The organism is Streptomyces sp. NBC_00637 (assembly GCF_045161545.1).
Taxonomy (GTDB): Bacteria; Actinomycetota; Actinomycetes; order Streptomycetales; family Streptomycetaceae; genus Streptomyces.
Genome location: NZ_CP109046.1, coordinates 7,265,533 through 7,281,630 on the forward strand (window position 1 = coordinate 7,265,533; position 16,098 = coordinate 7,281,630).

The window sequence follows — 16,098 nt, forward strand, 5'->3', positions numbered from 1 at the left end:
ACCCTGCGCCGTCAGGCGTACGGCCACCCGCCCGCGACACCCTGCGCCGTCAGGCGTACGGCCACCCGCCCGCGACACCCTGCGCCCTCGGACGTACGGCCACCCGCCCGCGACACCCTGCGCCGTCAGGCGTACGGCCACCCGCCCGCGACACCCTGCGCCGTCAGGCGTACGGCCACCCGCCCGCGACACCCTGCGCCCTCGGACGTACGGCCACCCGCCCGCGACGGCCTCCGTCTCAAGGCGTACGTGTCACCCGCCCGCGACGGCCTCCGCCATCAGGCGTACGCCGTCGCGGATCCGCGCGGGCGGCAGCTGCGCGTAGCCGAGCACGAGACGCAGGCGCGTGCCCCGCACGGCACGCGCGTGTGCGTACTCCGCCAGCGCGCGCACCTCGACGCCCGCCGCGGCCGTCCGCGCGAGGAACCGCTCCCGCGGCCCGTACCGCCCGGGAAACTCGGCGATGACGTGCAGCCCCGCCGCGATCCCGGACACCCGCGCCCCGGGGAAGTGCTCCCGGAGAGCGTCGACCAGGGCGTCCCGGCGCTCCCGGTAGGCCCGCTGGCAGCGGCGCAGCTGACGGTCGTAGTCGCCGCGCTCCACGAACCGGGCGAACAGCGCCTGGTCGAGGGTGGGATGGCCGAGGTCCATCGTCCGCTTGCGCTCGACGACCTCGTCGGCCAGCGCCTCGGGTACGAGCAGCCAGCCGAGCCGCAGGCCCGGCGCCAGCGACTTGCTGACCGACCCGGTGTAGGCCACGCGTTCGGGATCCAGGCCCTGGAGCGCGCCCACGGGCGCGCGGTCGTAGCGGAAGTCGCCGTCGTAGTCGTCCTCGACGACGAAGCCGTCCACCGATCTCGCCCAGTCGAGCAGCTCGACGCGCCGCCGCGCGGAGTACGCGAGCCCGGTGGGGAACTGGTGCGCGGGCGTCGTGACCACCGCCCGTACCCCGGACGACCTGAGCGGGCGCATGGCCAGCCCCTCGGCGTCGAGCGCCAGCGGTACGGCGGTGACGCCCGCCGCCGCGTACAGGGAGCCGTGCTGGGGGCTCCCGGGGTCCTCGACGCCGATGGCGCGCGTCCCGCGCGCGTGCAGCGCGAGCCCGAGCAGTGCCATCGCCTGGGCCACCCCGGAGACGACCACGAGGCGCTCCGGGTCGGCGACCACGCCCCGGCGGCGGGCGAGGAGCCCGGCGAGCGCGATGCGCAGCCGGGGCAGCCCGCGAGGGTCGGGATAGCCGAGCTCGTGGTGGGGCAGCCCGGCGAGCACATCCCGCTGCGCGGCGGCCCAGGCGGCACGCGGGAACAGCGACAGGTCCGGGGTGCCCGGCACGAAGTCGGCCCGTACGCCCGGGGGACGCGGAGCGAGGTCACGCGCGCGGGGCCGGGCCGCCCGGACGGCGCCGCTCACCCAGGTTCCCGCGCCGCGGCCGCTGCGCAGGTAGCCCTCGGCCGTCAGCTGCTCGTACGCCTCCGTCACCAGCCCTCGCGAGACGCCGAGATCGGCGGCGAGATCCCGGCTCGACGGCAGCCTGGTGCCCTGCGCTAGCCGCCCCGAGCGGATTGCGTCCCGCAGCGCGGCCTGGAGGGCGCGGCCCCGCGCGCGCGGCGGGGCCGCGACGGCCGGCAGCAGCAGCTCCCAGGCGGCCGACCCCGGCCGCGGGCCGGGATTGGTCCCCGATGACGTCATGGAAGTGGACCTTAACCGGGGCCGCCGCCGTTCCTAGCGTCGATTCCATGAACGCGACCACCCTGCGCGGGAGTCTGCTCGCCGCGCTCGCCTGTCTCCTCGTCGGAGCGTCCTTCACCGCCAACAGCGTCCTGGGCGCCTATCCCTACGCGGGTGGCCAGGCCCTGCGCTACGCCCTCGCCGGTCTGCTGCTCCTGCCGATGGCCGGGGCGGGGGCCGGGGCCCGGCTGCGCGCGGTCACCCTCCGCCAGTGGCTGCGCCTGGCGTTGCTCGCGGCGGTCGGGATGGTCGGCTTCAATGTGGCCGTGCTGGCCGCCGAGCGCTCGGCGGAACCCGCCGTCCCCGGCGTCCTGGTGGGCTGCGCGCCCGTCGTCGTGGCGGTCGTCGTCCCGCTGCTGGAGGGGCGGCGCCCCCGCCGTCGGGTGCTGGCCGGGGCGTCGCTGGTCGCCGTCGGCGCGTTCACGGTGCAGGGGTGGGGCCGCACGGACGGCGCGGGCATCGCCTACTCGGTCTGCGCCCTGGCGGGGGAGGTCGGTTTCGCGGTCCTGGCCGTGCCCGTCCTGCGGGTTCTCGGGCCCCGGCTGCTGTCCGCCACGGTGTGCGGGATCGCCGCGGCCGAGGCCGCCGCGACCGGTCTGCTGCTCGACGGCGGCGCGTGGCTGCGGCGGCCGGACGGCGCGGAGGCGGCCGCGTTGCTGTGGCAGGCGGCCGTCGTCACCGTCGTCGGCTTCGTGTGCTGGTACACGGGCATGCAGCGGATCGGCGCGGAGCGCGCCACGCTCTTCTCCGGGCTCATCCCGGTGGCGGCCGCCTGCACCGCCCCCTTCGTCGGAACGGGCTCCTACGGCCCCGCCCAGGGCGTGGGGAGTGCCCTGGTCGGCGCCGGAGTCGCCCTGGGGGCCGGGATGTTGCGACGCGGCCCCGGAACCTCAGCGGCTGCCGTCGAGAAGCACGCGGGCGACGAGCGCCGGGTCGTCGCTCATCGGGCAGTGACCGCAGCCGGGCAGGCGCACCAGGCGCGCGGCGGGGATGATCCGCTTGGCCCGGACGCCCTGGCGGCGCACGAGCAGCCAGTCGCGGGTGCCCCAGCCGAGCGTGACCGGGACCCTGGGGAGGTCGTCGGTGAACCGGACGGTGGCGCCGGCCCGCAGGGTCTGGTCGAACCCGGTGGCCTGGGCCAGGGCCAGCGTCTCGGCGACCACGGCCTCGGGTGAACGCCGGCCCGGACGGGCGTAGATGGTGCTGGTGAGGGCCGTCCGGCCGGCCGCGGTGCTCGCCAGCCGCTCGACGAGGGGCAGCGGCATCCGGCGCGAGATCTGCCGCATGGTGAGGAGCACGCCGAAGGCGTAGCGCCGCTCGGCCTGTGACCAGAACCCGGCGGGCGACAGCGCGGTGACGGACCGTACGAGCTTCTCGCGGCCGAGCTCCAGCGCGAGCAGGCCGCCGAGGGAGTTCCCCGCGACGTGGGGCCGGTCGAGCTCCAGCGCCTCGCAGAAGGCGGCGAACACGGCGGCCGTGCTGGGCAGGTCGTAGGCCAGTCCGTCCGGCAGGGGCGGGGAGGCGCCGAAGCCGGGCAGGTCCACGGCGATGACCTCGCGCTCCGTGGCCAGGATGTCCACCACCGGGTCCCACGCCTGCCGGTGGTGCCCGATGCCGTGCAGCAGGAGCAGCGGCTCACCCCGGCCCACGCGCGCGTAGGAGACGGTGACGGGCTGCGGGCCACTGGGGGAGGGGACCGTGAAGGAGACGGTGGCGGACATGGAGAGCTCCTCGACTGGACGGGCCGTGGACAGGCCGGCGGACGCCGTAGACAGCTTGTCAGCAATAGCTACCGACGGGTAGCCCCTGGGGGGCGCACCGCGCGGCCACCTTCGCTCCGCGCGGTTCCCCCGCGCGCGGACCCTGCCGGAGTGTCACGAAAACACGCCCGGATAACACGCAGTGAGCGCTTTCCTGTCGTACGCCTGTCGGCCTCACCTGGGATCGAGGATTGGTCTTGACCAAGGGTGGGGGCCGCCCTATGGTCGCAGAGAAGTACAACAACCTTTAATAAACAAGGGCGCGAAAAAACGCCGCCGGACCACGGCGATTGCGGAGGACAGGGTGGGGACCACGCAACTGGAATCGGTACCGGAACCGAAGTACTGGCATCTCAAGACCGTGCTCAGCGAGGCACTCGACTCGGAGTTCACCGTCGGCGAGATCCTGCCCAACGAGCGCGATCTGGCCGCCCGTTTCGGCGTCGCCCGCGCCACGCTCCGTCAGGCACTGGAGCAGCTCGAACTGGAGGGCCGTCTCCAGCGCCGCCGCGGCGTCGGCACCACCGTCGCGCCGCCGCGCATGGGCGTGCCCGTCGGCAGCGACCAGCAGGTCTGGCCGGGCACGGGCGACGACGCCTGGCAGCCCGTCGACAGCACGCTCGCGACACCGCCCGCGGTCGTCGCCACCGCTCTTGAGACCCCACGCGACCAGGGCGTGCACATCGTGCGCCGTTCGCGCGTCTCGCACGGCCAGCCCGTCGCGGCCGAACTGCTCTACGTCCCCGTGACGTCGGTGCCCGACCTCACCGCGATCGACACCCCGTCCGAGACGGCACGCGCGCGTGCCGTGCTGCGTGAGCTCCAGCGCCTCGAACTGGAGGGTCAGGACCGCGCCGTGGAGCTGGGCTCGGCCCGCGCCGACGACGCCCGGGAACTCGACCGGCTCCCCGGCGCCCCCGTCCTCGTCGTCACCACCCGCTTCTTCGCCGCGGGACGCACCGCGGCGCTCTCCGTCGCGACCTACCGCGCGGACACCTGCCGGCTGACGTTCGGCGCGTCCGGCGGCGTGGAGATACACCACGGGCCTGAGCGCGAGGCCTCCTGAACACCCGGTCCGCCGCGGGCCGGAGACGGCAGGCTCCCTGAACGGCCTGCACCCGGCCACCGCCGCCGCGCCCCGGAACTCCACCGGGGCGCGGCGCGTACCACCACTGACGACCGGTCACCACTGACGACCGGTCACCACTGACGGCCGGTCACCGCCGCGCCGTCACCGTCCCCTCGACCGCGAACAGCTGCTCCTCGACATGGTCGAGGGCGAGCCGCAGCGCCCCCGTCGCCACCGCCGCCTCGCCGAGCAGCGACAGCGCCACCCTGGGCGGGCGCAGACAGTAGCGCGCCAACTCGTTCCGCAGCGGCTCCAGCACCCCGTCCAGCCCGGCCGCCCAGCCGCCCACCACGACCAGCTCAGGATCGAGCGCCAGGACCAGCGCGGCCACGTCGTGGACGAGCCGCTGTATGAAGCGGTCCACCGCGGCCCGGGCCTGCTTGTCGCCCTCGCGGGCCTGCGCGAACACCTCGGCGACCGCCTGCTCGTCCAGCGGATGCAGCGGCTCGTCCGTCATGGACAGCAGTGTCTCCGGCGTCACCTCCCGGCCCAGCAGATGCAGCGCGCCGATCTCCCCGGCCGCCCCGCCGTAGCCCCGGTGCAGACGCCCACCGATCAGCGAGCCGGCGCCCGGGCTCAGCCCGGCCAGCACGAAGACGACGTCGTCGGACTCGGTGGCCACGCCCTTCCAGTGCTCGGCCACGGCCGCCGCGTTGGCGTCGTTCTCCACCAGCACCGGACACTTGAAGGAACGGCTCAGCCGCTCGCCCAGCCGCAGCCCCGTCCACTCGGGCAGCGCGGTGCCCAGCCGCACGGTTCCGTCCGCCTCCACGATCCCGGGCGTACCGACCCCCACCGCCCGCAGCGAGCTGCGCGGGACGCCCGCCCGGCGCAGCAGCTCGGCGACGGCCGTACGCAGTCGCTCCAGCCGTTCGTCCGCCGGTGCCGCCTCGTCGACGTCCTTGGCCTGCGCGCCCAGCACCCGGCCGTCCAGATCGGCCAGCAGCGCGGCCACGCGGTGCGAGCCGATCTCCAGACCCAGCAGGTGCCCGGCCTCCGCCCGGAACCGGAACCGTCGCGCGGGCCGCCCCTGGCGCCGGGCGACACTCTCGTCGGCCGCCTTCTCGACGACGAGCCCCGCCCCCATGAGGTCCTCGACGACCCCCTCGACGGTCGGCCGGGACAGACCCGTCACCCGGGTGATCTCCGTGAGCGTCGCGCAGTCCGCGGCACGCAGCGCGTGCAGCACCACCGCGGAATTGATCCTTCGCAGCAGCGAGGGATCCCCGCCGGTCAGCTGCCCCAACGTCCGTCCTTCCAGCTCGTCGCGCGTGTTGCGCGGATCGTACTCGGCGGAACGGACCCCGGCGAGTAAGGAATCCGTACCGATATCCACCGGCCCGTGCAGGCCCGCCCTATCCCGGCGCCACGAACCCCGACTCGTACGCCGTGATCACCGCCTGCGTCCGGTTCCTCGCCCCCAGCTTCGCCAGCACCGCGCCGGCATGGGACTTGACCGTCTCCGTCCCGACGACGAGCCGGGCGGCGATCTCGGCGTTCGACAGCCCGCGCGCCATCAGCCGCAGCACCTCCGCCTCCCGCTCGGTCAGCCCCGCGCGCTCCAGTGCGTCCCGGGCCGCCCGATCGCCTCCCCGGTCGCCGTACTCGGCGGCCAGCCGCCGCACCGACGCCGGGAACAGCAGCGACTCGCCCGACGCGACCAGGCGCACCGCGTGCACGATCTCGGCGGCCGGGGCCCGCTTCAGCAGGAACCCGTTCGCGCCCGCGCGCAGCGCGTCGTACACGTACTCGTCGTTCTCGAAGGTCGTCACGACCAGGATCTTCGGCGGCGCCTGCACCGTCCGCAGCACCGCGCGCGTGGCCTCGATCCCGTCCATCAGCGGCATGCGTACGTCCATCGCGACCACGTCCGGCCGCAGTTGCCGCACCAGCGGGATCACCGACGCCCCGTCCGCCGCCTCCCCGACGACCTCGATGTCGGGCTGCGCCTCCAGCACGGCACGCAACCCGACCCGCACCAGAGGTTCGTCGTCGACGAGGAGTACGGTGACCGGCATCCGGCCAGCGTAGATCAGCGCAGGGGCAGTTCCGCCCGCACCCGCCAGTCCCCCTCGTCCGGCCCGGTCGACGCCCGCCCGCCGAGCAGGACGGCCCGTTCCCGGATGCCCCGCAGCCCGCTGCCACGCCCCGGGCCCGCCACACGGGCCGTCAGCGGGTTGCGCACCTCCAGGCACAGGAGGCCGTCCGTGACCTCCACGCGGACCCGCAGCGGAACGGATCCCGCGTGCCGCAGCACATTGGTCAGCGCTTCCTGGAGGATGCGATAGCCCTCCCGGGACACCGGCCCCGGCACCGTCTCCAGCGCTCCGGTCAGCTCGGCGTCGACCTTCGCCCCGGAGGCCCGTGCCGCCTCCAGGAGCCGGTCGGCCTCCACCAGGGTCGGCCCGTCGCCCACCGGCCGCCCCGACTCCCGCAGCACACCGAGCACCCGCTCCAGATCCGCGAGGGCCGACCGGCCGCTCTCCTCGATCGCCGCCAGGGCCCGGTCGGTGAAGTCCGCGTCGCCGGCCGCCCGTGCCGCGCCCGCCTGCACCACCGCCACCGTCAACGCGTGACCGATGGAGTCGTGCAGTTCCCGGGCGATGCGGTTGCGTTCGAGCAACCGCTCCGTGCGTTCCTCCAGGGCGGCGAGGCGCTCGGCGGCGGACGGCCCCAGCAGCCCGCGTGCGACGACGGTCACCAGCTCGCCCAGCCCCACCACGGCCCCGTACAGGGCGAGGAGGGGGAACGGGACCAGCAGGGCCGGCCACCAGGACGGCGCCGTCCCGGGGAGGCCGGGCAGGCCGACCGGAACCCGCCACCCCGGGCCGGCCACCAGGTCGTGGACCAGGGCGGGCAGCCACACGCACGCGAACGTCGCCGCCGCGCCCAGCGCCATCCGCGCCTCCAGCCACAGCACCGTACGCAACCGGTCCCGCCAAGTCGCCGACGGCGCCACGGAGAAGCCCGGATCCGCGTCACCCGGCACCAGCAGCAGCCGCCTGCACCCCCTCGCCCGTGCGCACCGCCGGGATCAGTCCGACCGGCACGAGCAGCAGCGCGGGCAGCCACGGAGTCGACGGGTCGACGAACATCCAGACGCTCACGACCAGCATCGGCACCCACAGGTGCAGCAGTCGTGTGTAGGTCGTCCCCCGCCACAGCGGGCGCAGCAAGCGGCCCATGCCGGCCATCGTGGCAGGCGCCGCCGACAACGGTCTCCCCCGGGCGGGGGAGAAGTTCCCCACCGGCGGGGGAGGCCCGGGTCCGCGTCGGTGGCGAGAGTGATGCCCATGACCAGCATCGACGTCCGAGACCTCACCAAGGAGTACGGCCCCCGACGGGCCGTGGACCGCCTCACCTTCAGCGTGCGGCCCGGCCGCGTCACGGGCTTCCTCGGCCCCAACGGCGCGGGCAAGTCCACCACCCTGCGCCTCGTCCTCGGCCTCGACCGCCCCACCTCGGGCACCGCCACCGTCGGCGGCCGGCCCTACACCGCCCTCCGGCAACCGCTGCGGCACGTCGGCGCGTTGCTCGACGCGCAGGCCGCGCACGGCTCCCGGACCGGGCGCGATCACCTGCGCGCCCTCGCGGCGAGCAACCGGCTCGCCGCCCGACGGGTCGAGGAGGTGCTGGAGGCGACCGGTCTCGCCCCGGCAGCGCGCCACCGGGTGCGGACGTACTCCCTGGGCATGCGCCAGCGTCTGGGGATCGCCGCCGCGCTGCTCGGCGATCCCCAGGTGGTGCTCCTCGACGAACCGTCCAACGGCCTCGACCCCGAAGGCATCGTCTGGATCCGGTCGTTGCTGAGGCGGCTCGCCGCGGAAGGGCGCACCGTACTGGTCTCCAGCCACCTCATGAACGAGACGGCCTCCTTCGCCGACCACCTCCTCGTGCTCGGCCGGGGCCGCCTGCTGGCCGACACCCCCGTGCGGGACTTCATCGACGCGCGCGTGCGGCCGCGCGTGCGCATCCGTACGACCGACCCCGTCGCACTGAAGACCGCCCTCGCCCGGCACGGGCACGACGCGGAGGAACACGGGGACGGGCACTGGACGGTGCACCACGCGCGCGTGGACGACATCGGCCGCCTCCTGTCCCACTCCGGTGTCCCGCTGCTCGAACTGACCGCGCAGGAGGGCACGCTGGAGCAGGCCTACCTCGATCTGACCGCCGCCGAAGCAGAGTTCGCCACCCCGTCCGAGGAGGCCTGACCATGACCTTCACCTCCGCGCTGCACGCCGAGTGCCTCAAGATCCGTACGCTGCGCCCGTTGCTCGGCGGTCTGTGCGCGATGCTGTTGTCCACTGTCGCGTTCTCCGCCCTCTCGGCGCTGTCGGCGTCCTCGGCGAACGCCTCGGCCGGCCGGGACGCCGAGGACTTCGACCCGCTCTTCTCCGTCTTCCTCGGCGTGAGTTTCGGTCAGATCGCGGCGATCGCCTTCGCGACGACGGCCGTCTCGGCGGAGTTCCGGGGCGGCGCGCTGCGCCTCTCGCTGGCCGCGGTGCCGCAACGGGGCCGCTGGTTCGCCGCCAAGCTGACCGCGATCGCCCTGCCGGTACTCGCCGTCGGTCTGACCACCGGCCTCGTCACCTTCGCCGTGGGCAGCGCGATGCTGGGGGAGAAGGCGGACGGTCCCGGTCCGGCCGGCTGGCTGCGCGCGGTGGTGGGCTGCGGCGTATACCTGACGCTGATGGCGCTGCTCGCGGCGGGCCTGACAGCCGTTCTGCGGAGCGGGACGGCCACGCTGGCCGTCCTCGTGCCGTTCCTGCTGATCGTGTCCTTCGTGGTCGGCGACATGAGCGGCAACGTGGCGGACCTGCTGCCCGACCGGGCCGGCCAAGTCGTGCTCCACAGCAGGTGGGGCGGGTCTCTCGGCCCGTGGACGGGTCTCGCGGTGACGGCCGTCTGGACGGCGGCGGCGGTCATGGCGGGGGCGTGGCGGGTGCGGCGCGAGGACGCCTGACCGGGCAGCGGACTGACGGCCCGCCAATTGTCGGTGGCGGAGGGTTTACTGGAGGTCATGGACATCGACAGGTACCTCGGGCCCGGTCACCGAACGACGGCCTTGGTGACCAGTCACGGCCTGGCGGTCGCGGACGCCGCCGTGCGTCTCGCGGAGGCGGGGCGCTTCCACGACGAGCGGGAGAAGCTGGCCGGGGAACTGTCGCGGAGATGGGGAGCCCCGTACCACGTCGGACTGCAGACGGTCCGGCTGCGGACCGGGGCCGAGGAGATACCCGAGCCCTGGGCCGAGCTGAGCCTGCGGGTGGGGGACGTGTACCTGTGGCAGCCCGAGCGGCCTCGGGAGCACGGCCGCTGGGTGGCCCTGGGGGTCGCCGATCTCGACCCGTGCGACGAGATCCAGCTGCTCCTGGTCGTCACCGACACCGACCCGCCCTGACGACCGGCGCGAGCCGTCAGTCCTGCGCGGCCGCCCGCAGTCGCGCGAACTCCTCCGCCATCGTCGCCGCCGTCCAGTGCGCGTTCAGCCCGCTGGGGTTCGGCAGCACCCAGACGCGTGAGTTCCCGATCAGCCGCTCCTGCGGGCCCACCGCGGCCTTGCGGTCGTCGAACGCCGCCCGGTACGCCGTCACACCCACCACCGCGAGCCAGCGGGGCTCCAGCCGGGTCACCTTCTCCTCCAGCAGCCGCCCGCCGTCCCGGTACTCCCGCGCCGTGAGCTCGTCGGCCCGCGCGGTCGCCCTCGCCACCACGTTCGTGATGCCGAGCCCGTAGGACAGCAGCTCCCGCTGCTCGGCCGGCTTCAGCAGCCTCGGGGTGAAGCCGGACAGGTGCAGCACCGGCCAGAAGCGGTTGCCCGGGCGGGCGAAGTGGTGGCCGCTCGCCGCCGTCATCAGGCCCGGGTTGATGCCGCAGAACAGCACGCGCAGGCCGCCCGCGACGACGTCCGGTACGAGACGGTCGCGGGCGGCCTCCAGCTCCGCCTGGGTGAAGCGCGTCAGAGGATCGCTCCGGGGGCGTAACCGGCAGCCTCCGGACGCTGCTTCACGATCTCCTCGATCCGCCCGACGACCGTGGTCACCTGGGCCGCCGCGGCCCCCGTGAAGGACAGCTTGTCGGCCATCAACGCGTCCAGCCCGTCACGGTCGAGCGGGATCCGGTCGTCGGCGGCCAGCTTGTCCAGCAGCTCGTTGCGCTCGGCACCCTGCTCGCGCATCGCCAGGGCCGAGGCGACGGCGTTCTCCTTGATGGCCTCGTGCGCGACCTCACGGCCGACGCCCGCGCGCACCGCGCCCATCAGCACCTTGGTGGTGGCGAGGAACGGCAGGTAGCGGTCGAGTTCCCGGGCGACGACCGCCGGGAAGGCGCCGAACTCGTCGAGCACCGTCAGGAACGTCTCCAGCAGACCGTCGAGCGCGAAGAACGCGTCAGGCAGCGCGACCCGGCGCACCACCGAGCAGGACACGTCGCCCTCGTTCCACTGGTCGCCCGCCAGCTCGCCGGTCATCGACGCGTAGCCGCGCAGGATGACCATCAGGCCGTTGACGCGCTCGCAGGACCGGGTGTTCATCTTGTGCGGCATCGCCGAGGAGCCGACCTGGCCGGGCTTGAACCCCTCGGTCACCAGCTCGTGACCGGCCATCAGCCGGATCGTCTTCGCCAGCGAGGAGGGGGCCGCCGCGAGCTGCACCAGCGCGGTGACGACCTCGTAGTCCAGCGACCGCGGGTAGACCTGGCCGACGGAGGTGAACGCCTGCGAGAAGCCCAGGTGACCGGCGATCCGGTCCTCCAGCTCGCTGAGCTTCGCGGCGTCGCCCCCGAGCAGGTCCAGCATGTCCTGGGCGGTGCCGACCGGGCCCTTGATGCCGCGCAGCGGGTAACGCCCGAGCAGTTCCTCGACCCGGCCGTACGCGACGAGCAGCTCGTCGGCGGCGGTCGCGAACCGCTTGCCGAGGGTCGTGGCCTGCGCGGCCACGTTGTGCGAGCGTCCGGCCATGACGAGCTCGCCGTACTCGCCGGCCAGCCTGCCCAGGCGTGCCAGCACGGCCACCGTGCGGTCGCGGACGAGTTCCAGCGAGAGCCGGATCTGGAGCTGCTCGACGTTCTCCGTCAGGTCGCGGGACGTCATGCCCTTGTGGACCTGCTCATGGCCGGCGAGGTCGTTGAACTCCTCGATCCGGGCCTTCACGTCGTGCCGCGTGACCTTCTCACGCTCGGCGATCGAGGCCAGGTCGACGGTGTCGAGGACGCGCTCGTAGTCGGCGATCGCCGCGTCCGGCACCTCGATCCCGAGGTCCTTCTGAGCCCGCAGCACGGCGAGCCAGAGCTGACGCTCCAGCTTCACCTTCTGCTCGGGCGACCAGAGCGTGGCGAGCTCGGCGGAGGCGTAGCGTCCGGCGAGCACGTTGGGGATGCGGGGCTTGGCGGGAGCGGAAGTCACGTGTACGGATTCTACTGGCGATTCGTGCAGGCCAGCGCCACGGCCCCGCTCGTCGGAACCTACGAGACCGGCGTCACTCCGCCCGTGGGGCCCCGTGCGGCCCGGTGATGTGGCCCGGTGCGGTCCGCCCGGGCCCGGTCGTGCGGCGGCGCGGTGTGCGCGAGCGGCTACGCCCGCTCCTCGTACGGCAGCAGATCGGGCCGCTTCGGCGGCAGCCCGTCCCCGGAGGACCGGCCGGTCAGACGGCGGCCTATCCAGGGGAGGAGATACTGCCGCGCGAACCGGGCGTCCGCGACGCGGCGGGCGGTCCAGCCGGGCGGCAGCGTCGCCGGCATCGGCGTGTGCCACTCGGTGTCCTCGGGGTCGTGGCCCAGACGCTGCCAGACCGCCTCCGCCACCCGGCGGTGACCCTCCGCCGTCAGGTGCAGCCGGTCGATGTCCCACATACGCGGGTCGCCGAGGGACGGGGCGCCGTACAGGTCGACGACGAGCGCGCCGTGCCGCTCGGCCAGCTCCTCGACATGCACGAACAGTTCCTCCATGCGGGGCCTGAACCGCTCCAGGACCGGCCCCTGCCGGCCCGGGCTGCGCATCAGCACCAGTTCCTTGCAGGCGGGGGTCAGGCGCTCCACGGCCTCCGTCAGCAGGCCCTTCACGCGGCCCATGTCGCACTTGGGGCGCAGGGTGTCGTTGAGGCCGCCGACCAGGGTGATCACGTCGGCGCCCATCGCGGCGGCCACCGGGACCTGCTCCTCGACGATCTGTCCGATCAGCTTGCCGCGCACCGCCAGGTTGGCGTACCGGAAGCCGGGGGTGCGGGCGGCCATCCGCGCGGCGAGGAGGTCCGCCCACCCTCGGTAGGAGCCGTCGGGCAGCAGGTCCGACATGCCCTCGGTGAAGGAGTCGCCGAGCGCGACCAGGCTGGTGTGTGTGGGATTCGTCTGCATGGCGACATCGATGGTAGCCCGAGTCCCATACCCAGCGGTCGGTCACCCCGGGGCCGGTCACCCCGGGGCCGGTCACCCCGGGGCGGCCGCCCCCTCACGCCCGCTGACCGAACAGCTCCCGCAGCACGTCCTCCATGGTCACCAGACCGGACAGCCGTCCGTCGGAGCCGAGCACGGCCGCCAGATGCGTACGGCTGCCCCGCATCGCGGTGAGGACGTCGTCCAGCGGAGTCGCCTCCCGCACCCGCGCGATGGGCCGCATGTCGCCCAACCGGAACGCGGTGTCCCGGGGCGAGGCGTCCAGCGCGTCCTTCACGTGCAGGTAGCCGACGATCCGGCGCCCCTCGTCCACCACGGGGAACCGGGAGAACCCGGACTCCGCCGCCAGCCGCTCCAGCTCCTCCGCGGTGACGCCCACGCGCGCGTAGACGACCCGCTCCAGCGGCAGGACGACATCGCGCACCGGGCGTCGGCCCAGCTCCAGCGCGTCGTGCAGACGCTCCAGGGCCCGGTCGTCGATGAGACCGGCCTCACCCGCGTCCTTGACGATCTGGGCGAGCTGGGCGTCCGAGAAGGCCGCGGCGACCTCGTCCTTCGTCTCGATCCGCATGAGCTTCAGCAGCGCGTTCGCGAAGGCGTTGATCGCGAAGATCACCGGGCGCAGCGCCCGGGCCAGCGTGACCAGCGGCGGCCCCAGCAGCAGCGCGCTGCGCACCGGCTCCGCGAGCGCGATGTTCTTCGGCACCATCTCGCCGAGCAGCATGTGCAGATAGGTCGCGACGGCCAGTGCGATCACGAAGGACACCGCGTGTCCCGCGCCCTCGGGCACGCCCACCGCGTGGAACACCGGTTCCAGCAGGTGCGCGATGGCCGGTTCGGCGACCACACCGAGGATCAGGGTGCACAGCGTGATGCCGAGCTGGGCGGCCGCCATCAGCGCGGACACGTGCTGAAGGCCCCACAGCACGCTCCTGGCACGCCGGTCGCCCTGCGCGCCCTTTCCTCCGCCTTCGAGGTACTGCTCGATCTGGGAGCGGCGTACGGAGATCAGCGCGAACTCGGCGCCGACGAAGAACGCGTTGACGACGAGGGTCGCCAGTGCGATCAGCAACTGGACGGCGGTCACTTCCCGGCCTCCTGTTCAAAGCCCTCGGACGGGGCGAGCGGCGCGTGCAGCAGCACGCGTGCGGCCCGGCGGCCCGAGGCGTCCACGACGTCCATGCGCCAGCCCGCGACCTCCACGGTGTCGCCGACGGCCGGTATCCGGCCCAGCTCGGTGGCGAGCAGCCCGGCGAGCGTCTCGTAAGGCCCCTCGGGGGTGTGCAGGCCCACGCGTGCGAGCTGGTCGGTGCGCGCGGCGCCGTCCGCCGAGTAGAGCGTGCGGCCCTCGTCGTCCTTGCCCGCGGCGGCCAGATCGGACGTCTCGTGCGGGTCGTGCTCGTCGCGGACCTCGCCCACGACCTCCTCGACGATGTCCTCCAGCGTCGCCACGCCCGCCGTGCCGCCGTACTCGTCGATGACCACGGCCATCGTCCGCTTGCCGGACAGGCGGTCCAGCAGCCGGTCCACGGTCAGCGACTCGGGTACGAGCAGCGGCTCACGCATGATCTCCGAGACCGGCACGCGCGTGCGGCGCTCCGCCGGGATCGCCAGCACGTCCTTGATGTGCGCGGTGCCGACCACCGCGTCGAGGCTGCCGCGGTACACCGGGAACCGGGACAGGCCCGTCGCCCGGGTCGCGTTCGCCACGTCCTCGCAGGTGGCCGCCGCTTCGAGGGCGACGACCTGGACGCGCGGGGTCATCACGTTCTCCGCGGTCAGGTCGGCCAGGTTCAGCGTGCGCACGAACAGCTCCGCGGTGTCCGGCTCCAGGGCGCCCTCCTTCGCGGAGTGCCGGGCCAGTGCCGCGAGCTCCTGGGGGCCGCGCGCGGCGGCGAGCTCCTCGGTGGGCTCCACGCCGAAGCGGCGCACGATGCGGTTCGCCGCGTTGTTGAGATGGGTGATGAAGGGCCGGAAGGCGGCGCTGAACCAGCGCTGCGCGTTGCCCACGCGCTTGGCCACGGCCAGCGGCGAGGAGATCGCCCAGTTCTTGGGCACGAGTTCGCCGACGACCATGAGGAACACGGTCGACAGGGCCGTGCCGATCACCAGCGCGACGGAGCTCGCCGTGGTGCTCGACAGGCCGAGCGACTCCAGCGGTCCGGCGATCAGCTTGGCGATCGACGGCTCGGAGAGCATGCCAACCACCAGGTTGGTGACGGTGATGCCCAGCTGGGCGCCGGAGAGCTGGAAGGTGAGGTTCCGTACGGCCTTGAGCGCTCCGGGCGCGCCGCGCTCGCCGCGCTCCACCGCTCGTTCCAGCTCGCTGCGCTCGACCGTGGTCAGCGAGAACTCGGCGGCGACGAAGGCGCCGCAGGCGAGCGACAGCAGGATCGCCACCAGAAGGAGCAGGACTTCGGTCATCGGGTCACCTCCGTCCCATGGTCGGACAGGGCGGGGACGGACGCGCGATGTCGCGTGGGGGTACTGGGAGGCTCGCCCATGGGCGGACGCTCACACCTTTCATGAAGTCATCAGGGGACCGTGCGGGTCGTCCGCACAGTCCCCCAATGGTAAAGGATCGGCAAAGGGTCCTTTTCGGGGTCCCGGAGCCGCGGTCAGTCGCCGAGCGGCTTCACCCAGCGCCGCCACTTCTCCTCCGGCGCATACCCCGCCGCGCGCCAGGCATGATGCGCCGTTTCGTTGCGGGTGAGCACCATCGCGTCCCCGCGACGCCCGCCCAGCCGCACGAACCGCTCCTCCGCGGCCGCCAGCAGCGCCGATCCGATGCCCTGGCGGCGGTGCTCCGGGTGCACCGCGAGCCGGTACAGATGGCACCGCCAGCCGTCGAACCCGGCGATCACCGTCCCGGCCAGCTCGCCCTCCCGCTCGGCGAGGATCAGGGCTTCCGGGTCGCGTGCGACCAGTCGCTCCACCCCGCTCCGGTCATCGCTGATGCTCGTGCCCTCGGCGGAGGTCTTCCAGAAGGCCAGCACGCTGTCGAGGTCGTCGGGCCTCGCGGCCCGTATCCGCAGATCAGACATGAGGTGATCACATCACGGGTCCGTTGCGGGCACCCGGTATTCCACG

The 16,098-nt window shown here is 73.8% G+C and carries 14 protein-coding genes and 2 pseudogenes; 5 read left to right on the top strand and 11 right to left on the bottom strand.

Going from position 1 to position 16,098, the window contains the following annotated elements; genetic code table 11:
- Nucleotides 1-252 precede the first annotated feature (252 nt).
- A complete protein-coding gene (locus tag OG440_RS32030) occupies nucleotides 253-1,689 on the bottom strand; it encodes a PLP-dependent aminotransferase family protein (protein WP_406010230.1) in 1,437 nt (478 codons plus the stop codon).
- A gap of 47 nt (nucleotides 1,690-1,736) precedes the next feature.
- On the opposite strand from OG440_RS32030, the pseudogene OG440_RS32035 reads away from it, so the two are divergent.
- Nucleotides 1,737-2,573: pseudogene (locus OG440_RS32035) on the top strand (DMT family transporter); the annotation flags it as partial.
- 45 nt (nucleotides 2,574-2,618) lie between these two features.
- Here OG440_RS32035 and OG440_RS32040 read toward each other — a convergent pair.
- Complete coding sequence (locus OG440_RS32040; RefSeq protein ID WP_406010231.1) at nucleotides 2,619-3,449, bottom strand: alpha/beta fold hydrolase; 831 nt, start codon at nucleotides 3,447-3,449, stop codon at nucleotides 2,619-2,621.
- Between the two features lie 343 nt (nucleotides 3,450-3,792).
- On the opposite strand from OG440_RS32040, the gene OG440_RS32045 reads away from it, so the two are divergent.
- Complete coding sequence (locus OG440_RS32045; RefSeq protein WP_406010232.1) at nucleotides 3,793-4,554, top strand: GntR family transcriptional regulator; 762 nt, start codon at nucleotides 3,793-3,795, stop codon at nucleotides 4,552-4,554.
- 151 nt (nucleotides 4,555-4,705) lie between these two features.
- Here the strand turns inward: OG440_RS32045 and OG440_RS32050 are convergent, their stop codons facing one another.
- From OG440_RS32050 to OG440_RS32060, 3 genes and pseudogenes are all read right to left on the bottom strand, one after another.
- Entirely contained in the window at nucleotides 4,706-5,863 is a 1,158-nt protein-coding gene (locus OG440_RS32050) for an ROK family transcriptional regulator (RefSeq protein ID WP_406010233.1), read from the bottom strand.
- 109 nt (nucleotides 5,864-5,972) lie between these two features.
- The gene (locus OG440_RS32055) at nucleotides 5,973-6,635 is read right to left on the bottom strand and encodes a response regulator (RefSeq protein ID WP_406010234.1); all 663 of its coding nucleotides are present in this window, start codon (nucleotides 6,633-6,635) and stop codon (nucleotides 5,973-5,975) included.
- A 14-nt stretch (nucleotides 6,636-6,649) separates the two neighbouring features.
- Nucleotides 6,650-7,802, bottom strand: a pseudogene (locus OG440_RS32060) (sensor histidine kinase).
- A gap of 108 nt (nucleotides 7,803-7,910) precedes the next feature.
- Between OG440_RS32060 and OG440_RS32065 the strand changes: the two are divergent.
- From OG440_RS32065 to OG440_RS32075, 3 genes are read left to right on the top strand one after another with little or no spacing between them, the layout of a single operon-like run.
- A complete protein-coding gene (locus tag OG440_RS32065; RefSeq protein WP_406010235.1) occupies nucleotides 7,911-8,831 on the top strand; it encodes an ABC transporter ATP-binding protein in 921 nt (306 codons plus the stop codon).
- 2 nt (nucleotides 8,832-8,833) lie between these two features.
- Nucleotides 8,834-9,583: an ABC transporter permease gene (locus OG440_RS32070; RefSeq protein WP_406010236.1), complete on the top strand. Its 750-nt coding sequence runs from the start codon at nucleotides 8,834-8,836 to the stop codon at nucleotides 9,581-9,583.
- A 57-nt stretch (nucleotides 9,584-9,640) separates the two neighbouring features.
- Nucleotides 9,641-10,021: a hypothetical protein gene (locus OG440_RS32075; RefSeq protein WP_406010237.1), complete on the top strand. Its 381-nt coding sequence runs from the start codon at nucleotides 9,641-9,643 to the stop codon at nucleotides 10,019-10,021.
- A gap of 16 nt (nucleotides 10,022-10,037) precedes the next feature.
- Here the strand turns inward: OG440_RS32075 and mug are convergent, their stop codons facing one another.
- From mug to OG440_RS32105, 6 genes are all read right to left on the bottom strand, one after another.
- The gene (mug, locus tag OG440_RS32080; protein WP_406011514.1) at nucleotides 10,038-10,583 is read right to left on the bottom strand and encodes a G/U mismatch-specific DNA glycosylase; all 546 of its coding nucleotides are present in this window, start codon (nucleotides 10,581-10,583) and stop codon (nucleotides 10,038-10,040) included.
- The gene (gene purB / locus OG440_RS32085; RefSeq protein ID WP_406010238.1) at nucleotides 10,580-12,022 is read right to left on the bottom strand and encodes an adenylosuccinate lyase; all 1,443 of its coding nucleotides are present in this window, start codon (nucleotides 12,020-12,022) and stop codon (nucleotides 10,580-10,582) included. Before purB ends, mug begins: the two co-directional genes overlap by 4 nt.
- Before the next feature lie 167 nt (nucleotides 12,023-12,189).
- Complete coding sequence (locus OG440_RS32090) at nucleotides 12,190-12,969, bottom strand: SGNH/GDSL hydrolase family protein (protein ID WP_406010239.1); 780 nt, start codon at nucleotides 12,967-12,969, stop codon at nucleotides 12,190-12,192.
- Nucleotides 12,970-13,063: 94 nt separating this feature from the next.
- Entirely contained in the window at nucleotides 13,064-14,095 is a 1,032-nt protein-coding gene (locus OG440_RS32095) for a hemolysin family protein (RefSeq protein WP_406010240.1), read from the bottom strand.
- A complete protein-coding gene (locus OG440_RS32100) occupies nucleotides 14,092-15,432 on the bottom strand; it encodes a hemolysin family protein (protein ID WP_406010241.1) in 1,341 nt (446 codons plus the stop codon). Before OG440_RS32100 ends, OG440_RS32095 begins: the two co-directional genes overlap by 4 nt.
- A 194-nt stretch (nucleotides 15,433-15,626) precedes the next feature.
- Complete coding sequence (locus OG440_RS32105) at nucleotides 15,627-16,052, bottom strand: GNAT family N-acetyltransferase (RefSeq protein WP_406010242.1); 426 nt, start codon at nucleotides 16,050-16,052, stop codon at nucleotides 15,627-15,629.
- Nucleotides 16,053-16,098 lie beyond the last annotated feature (46 nt).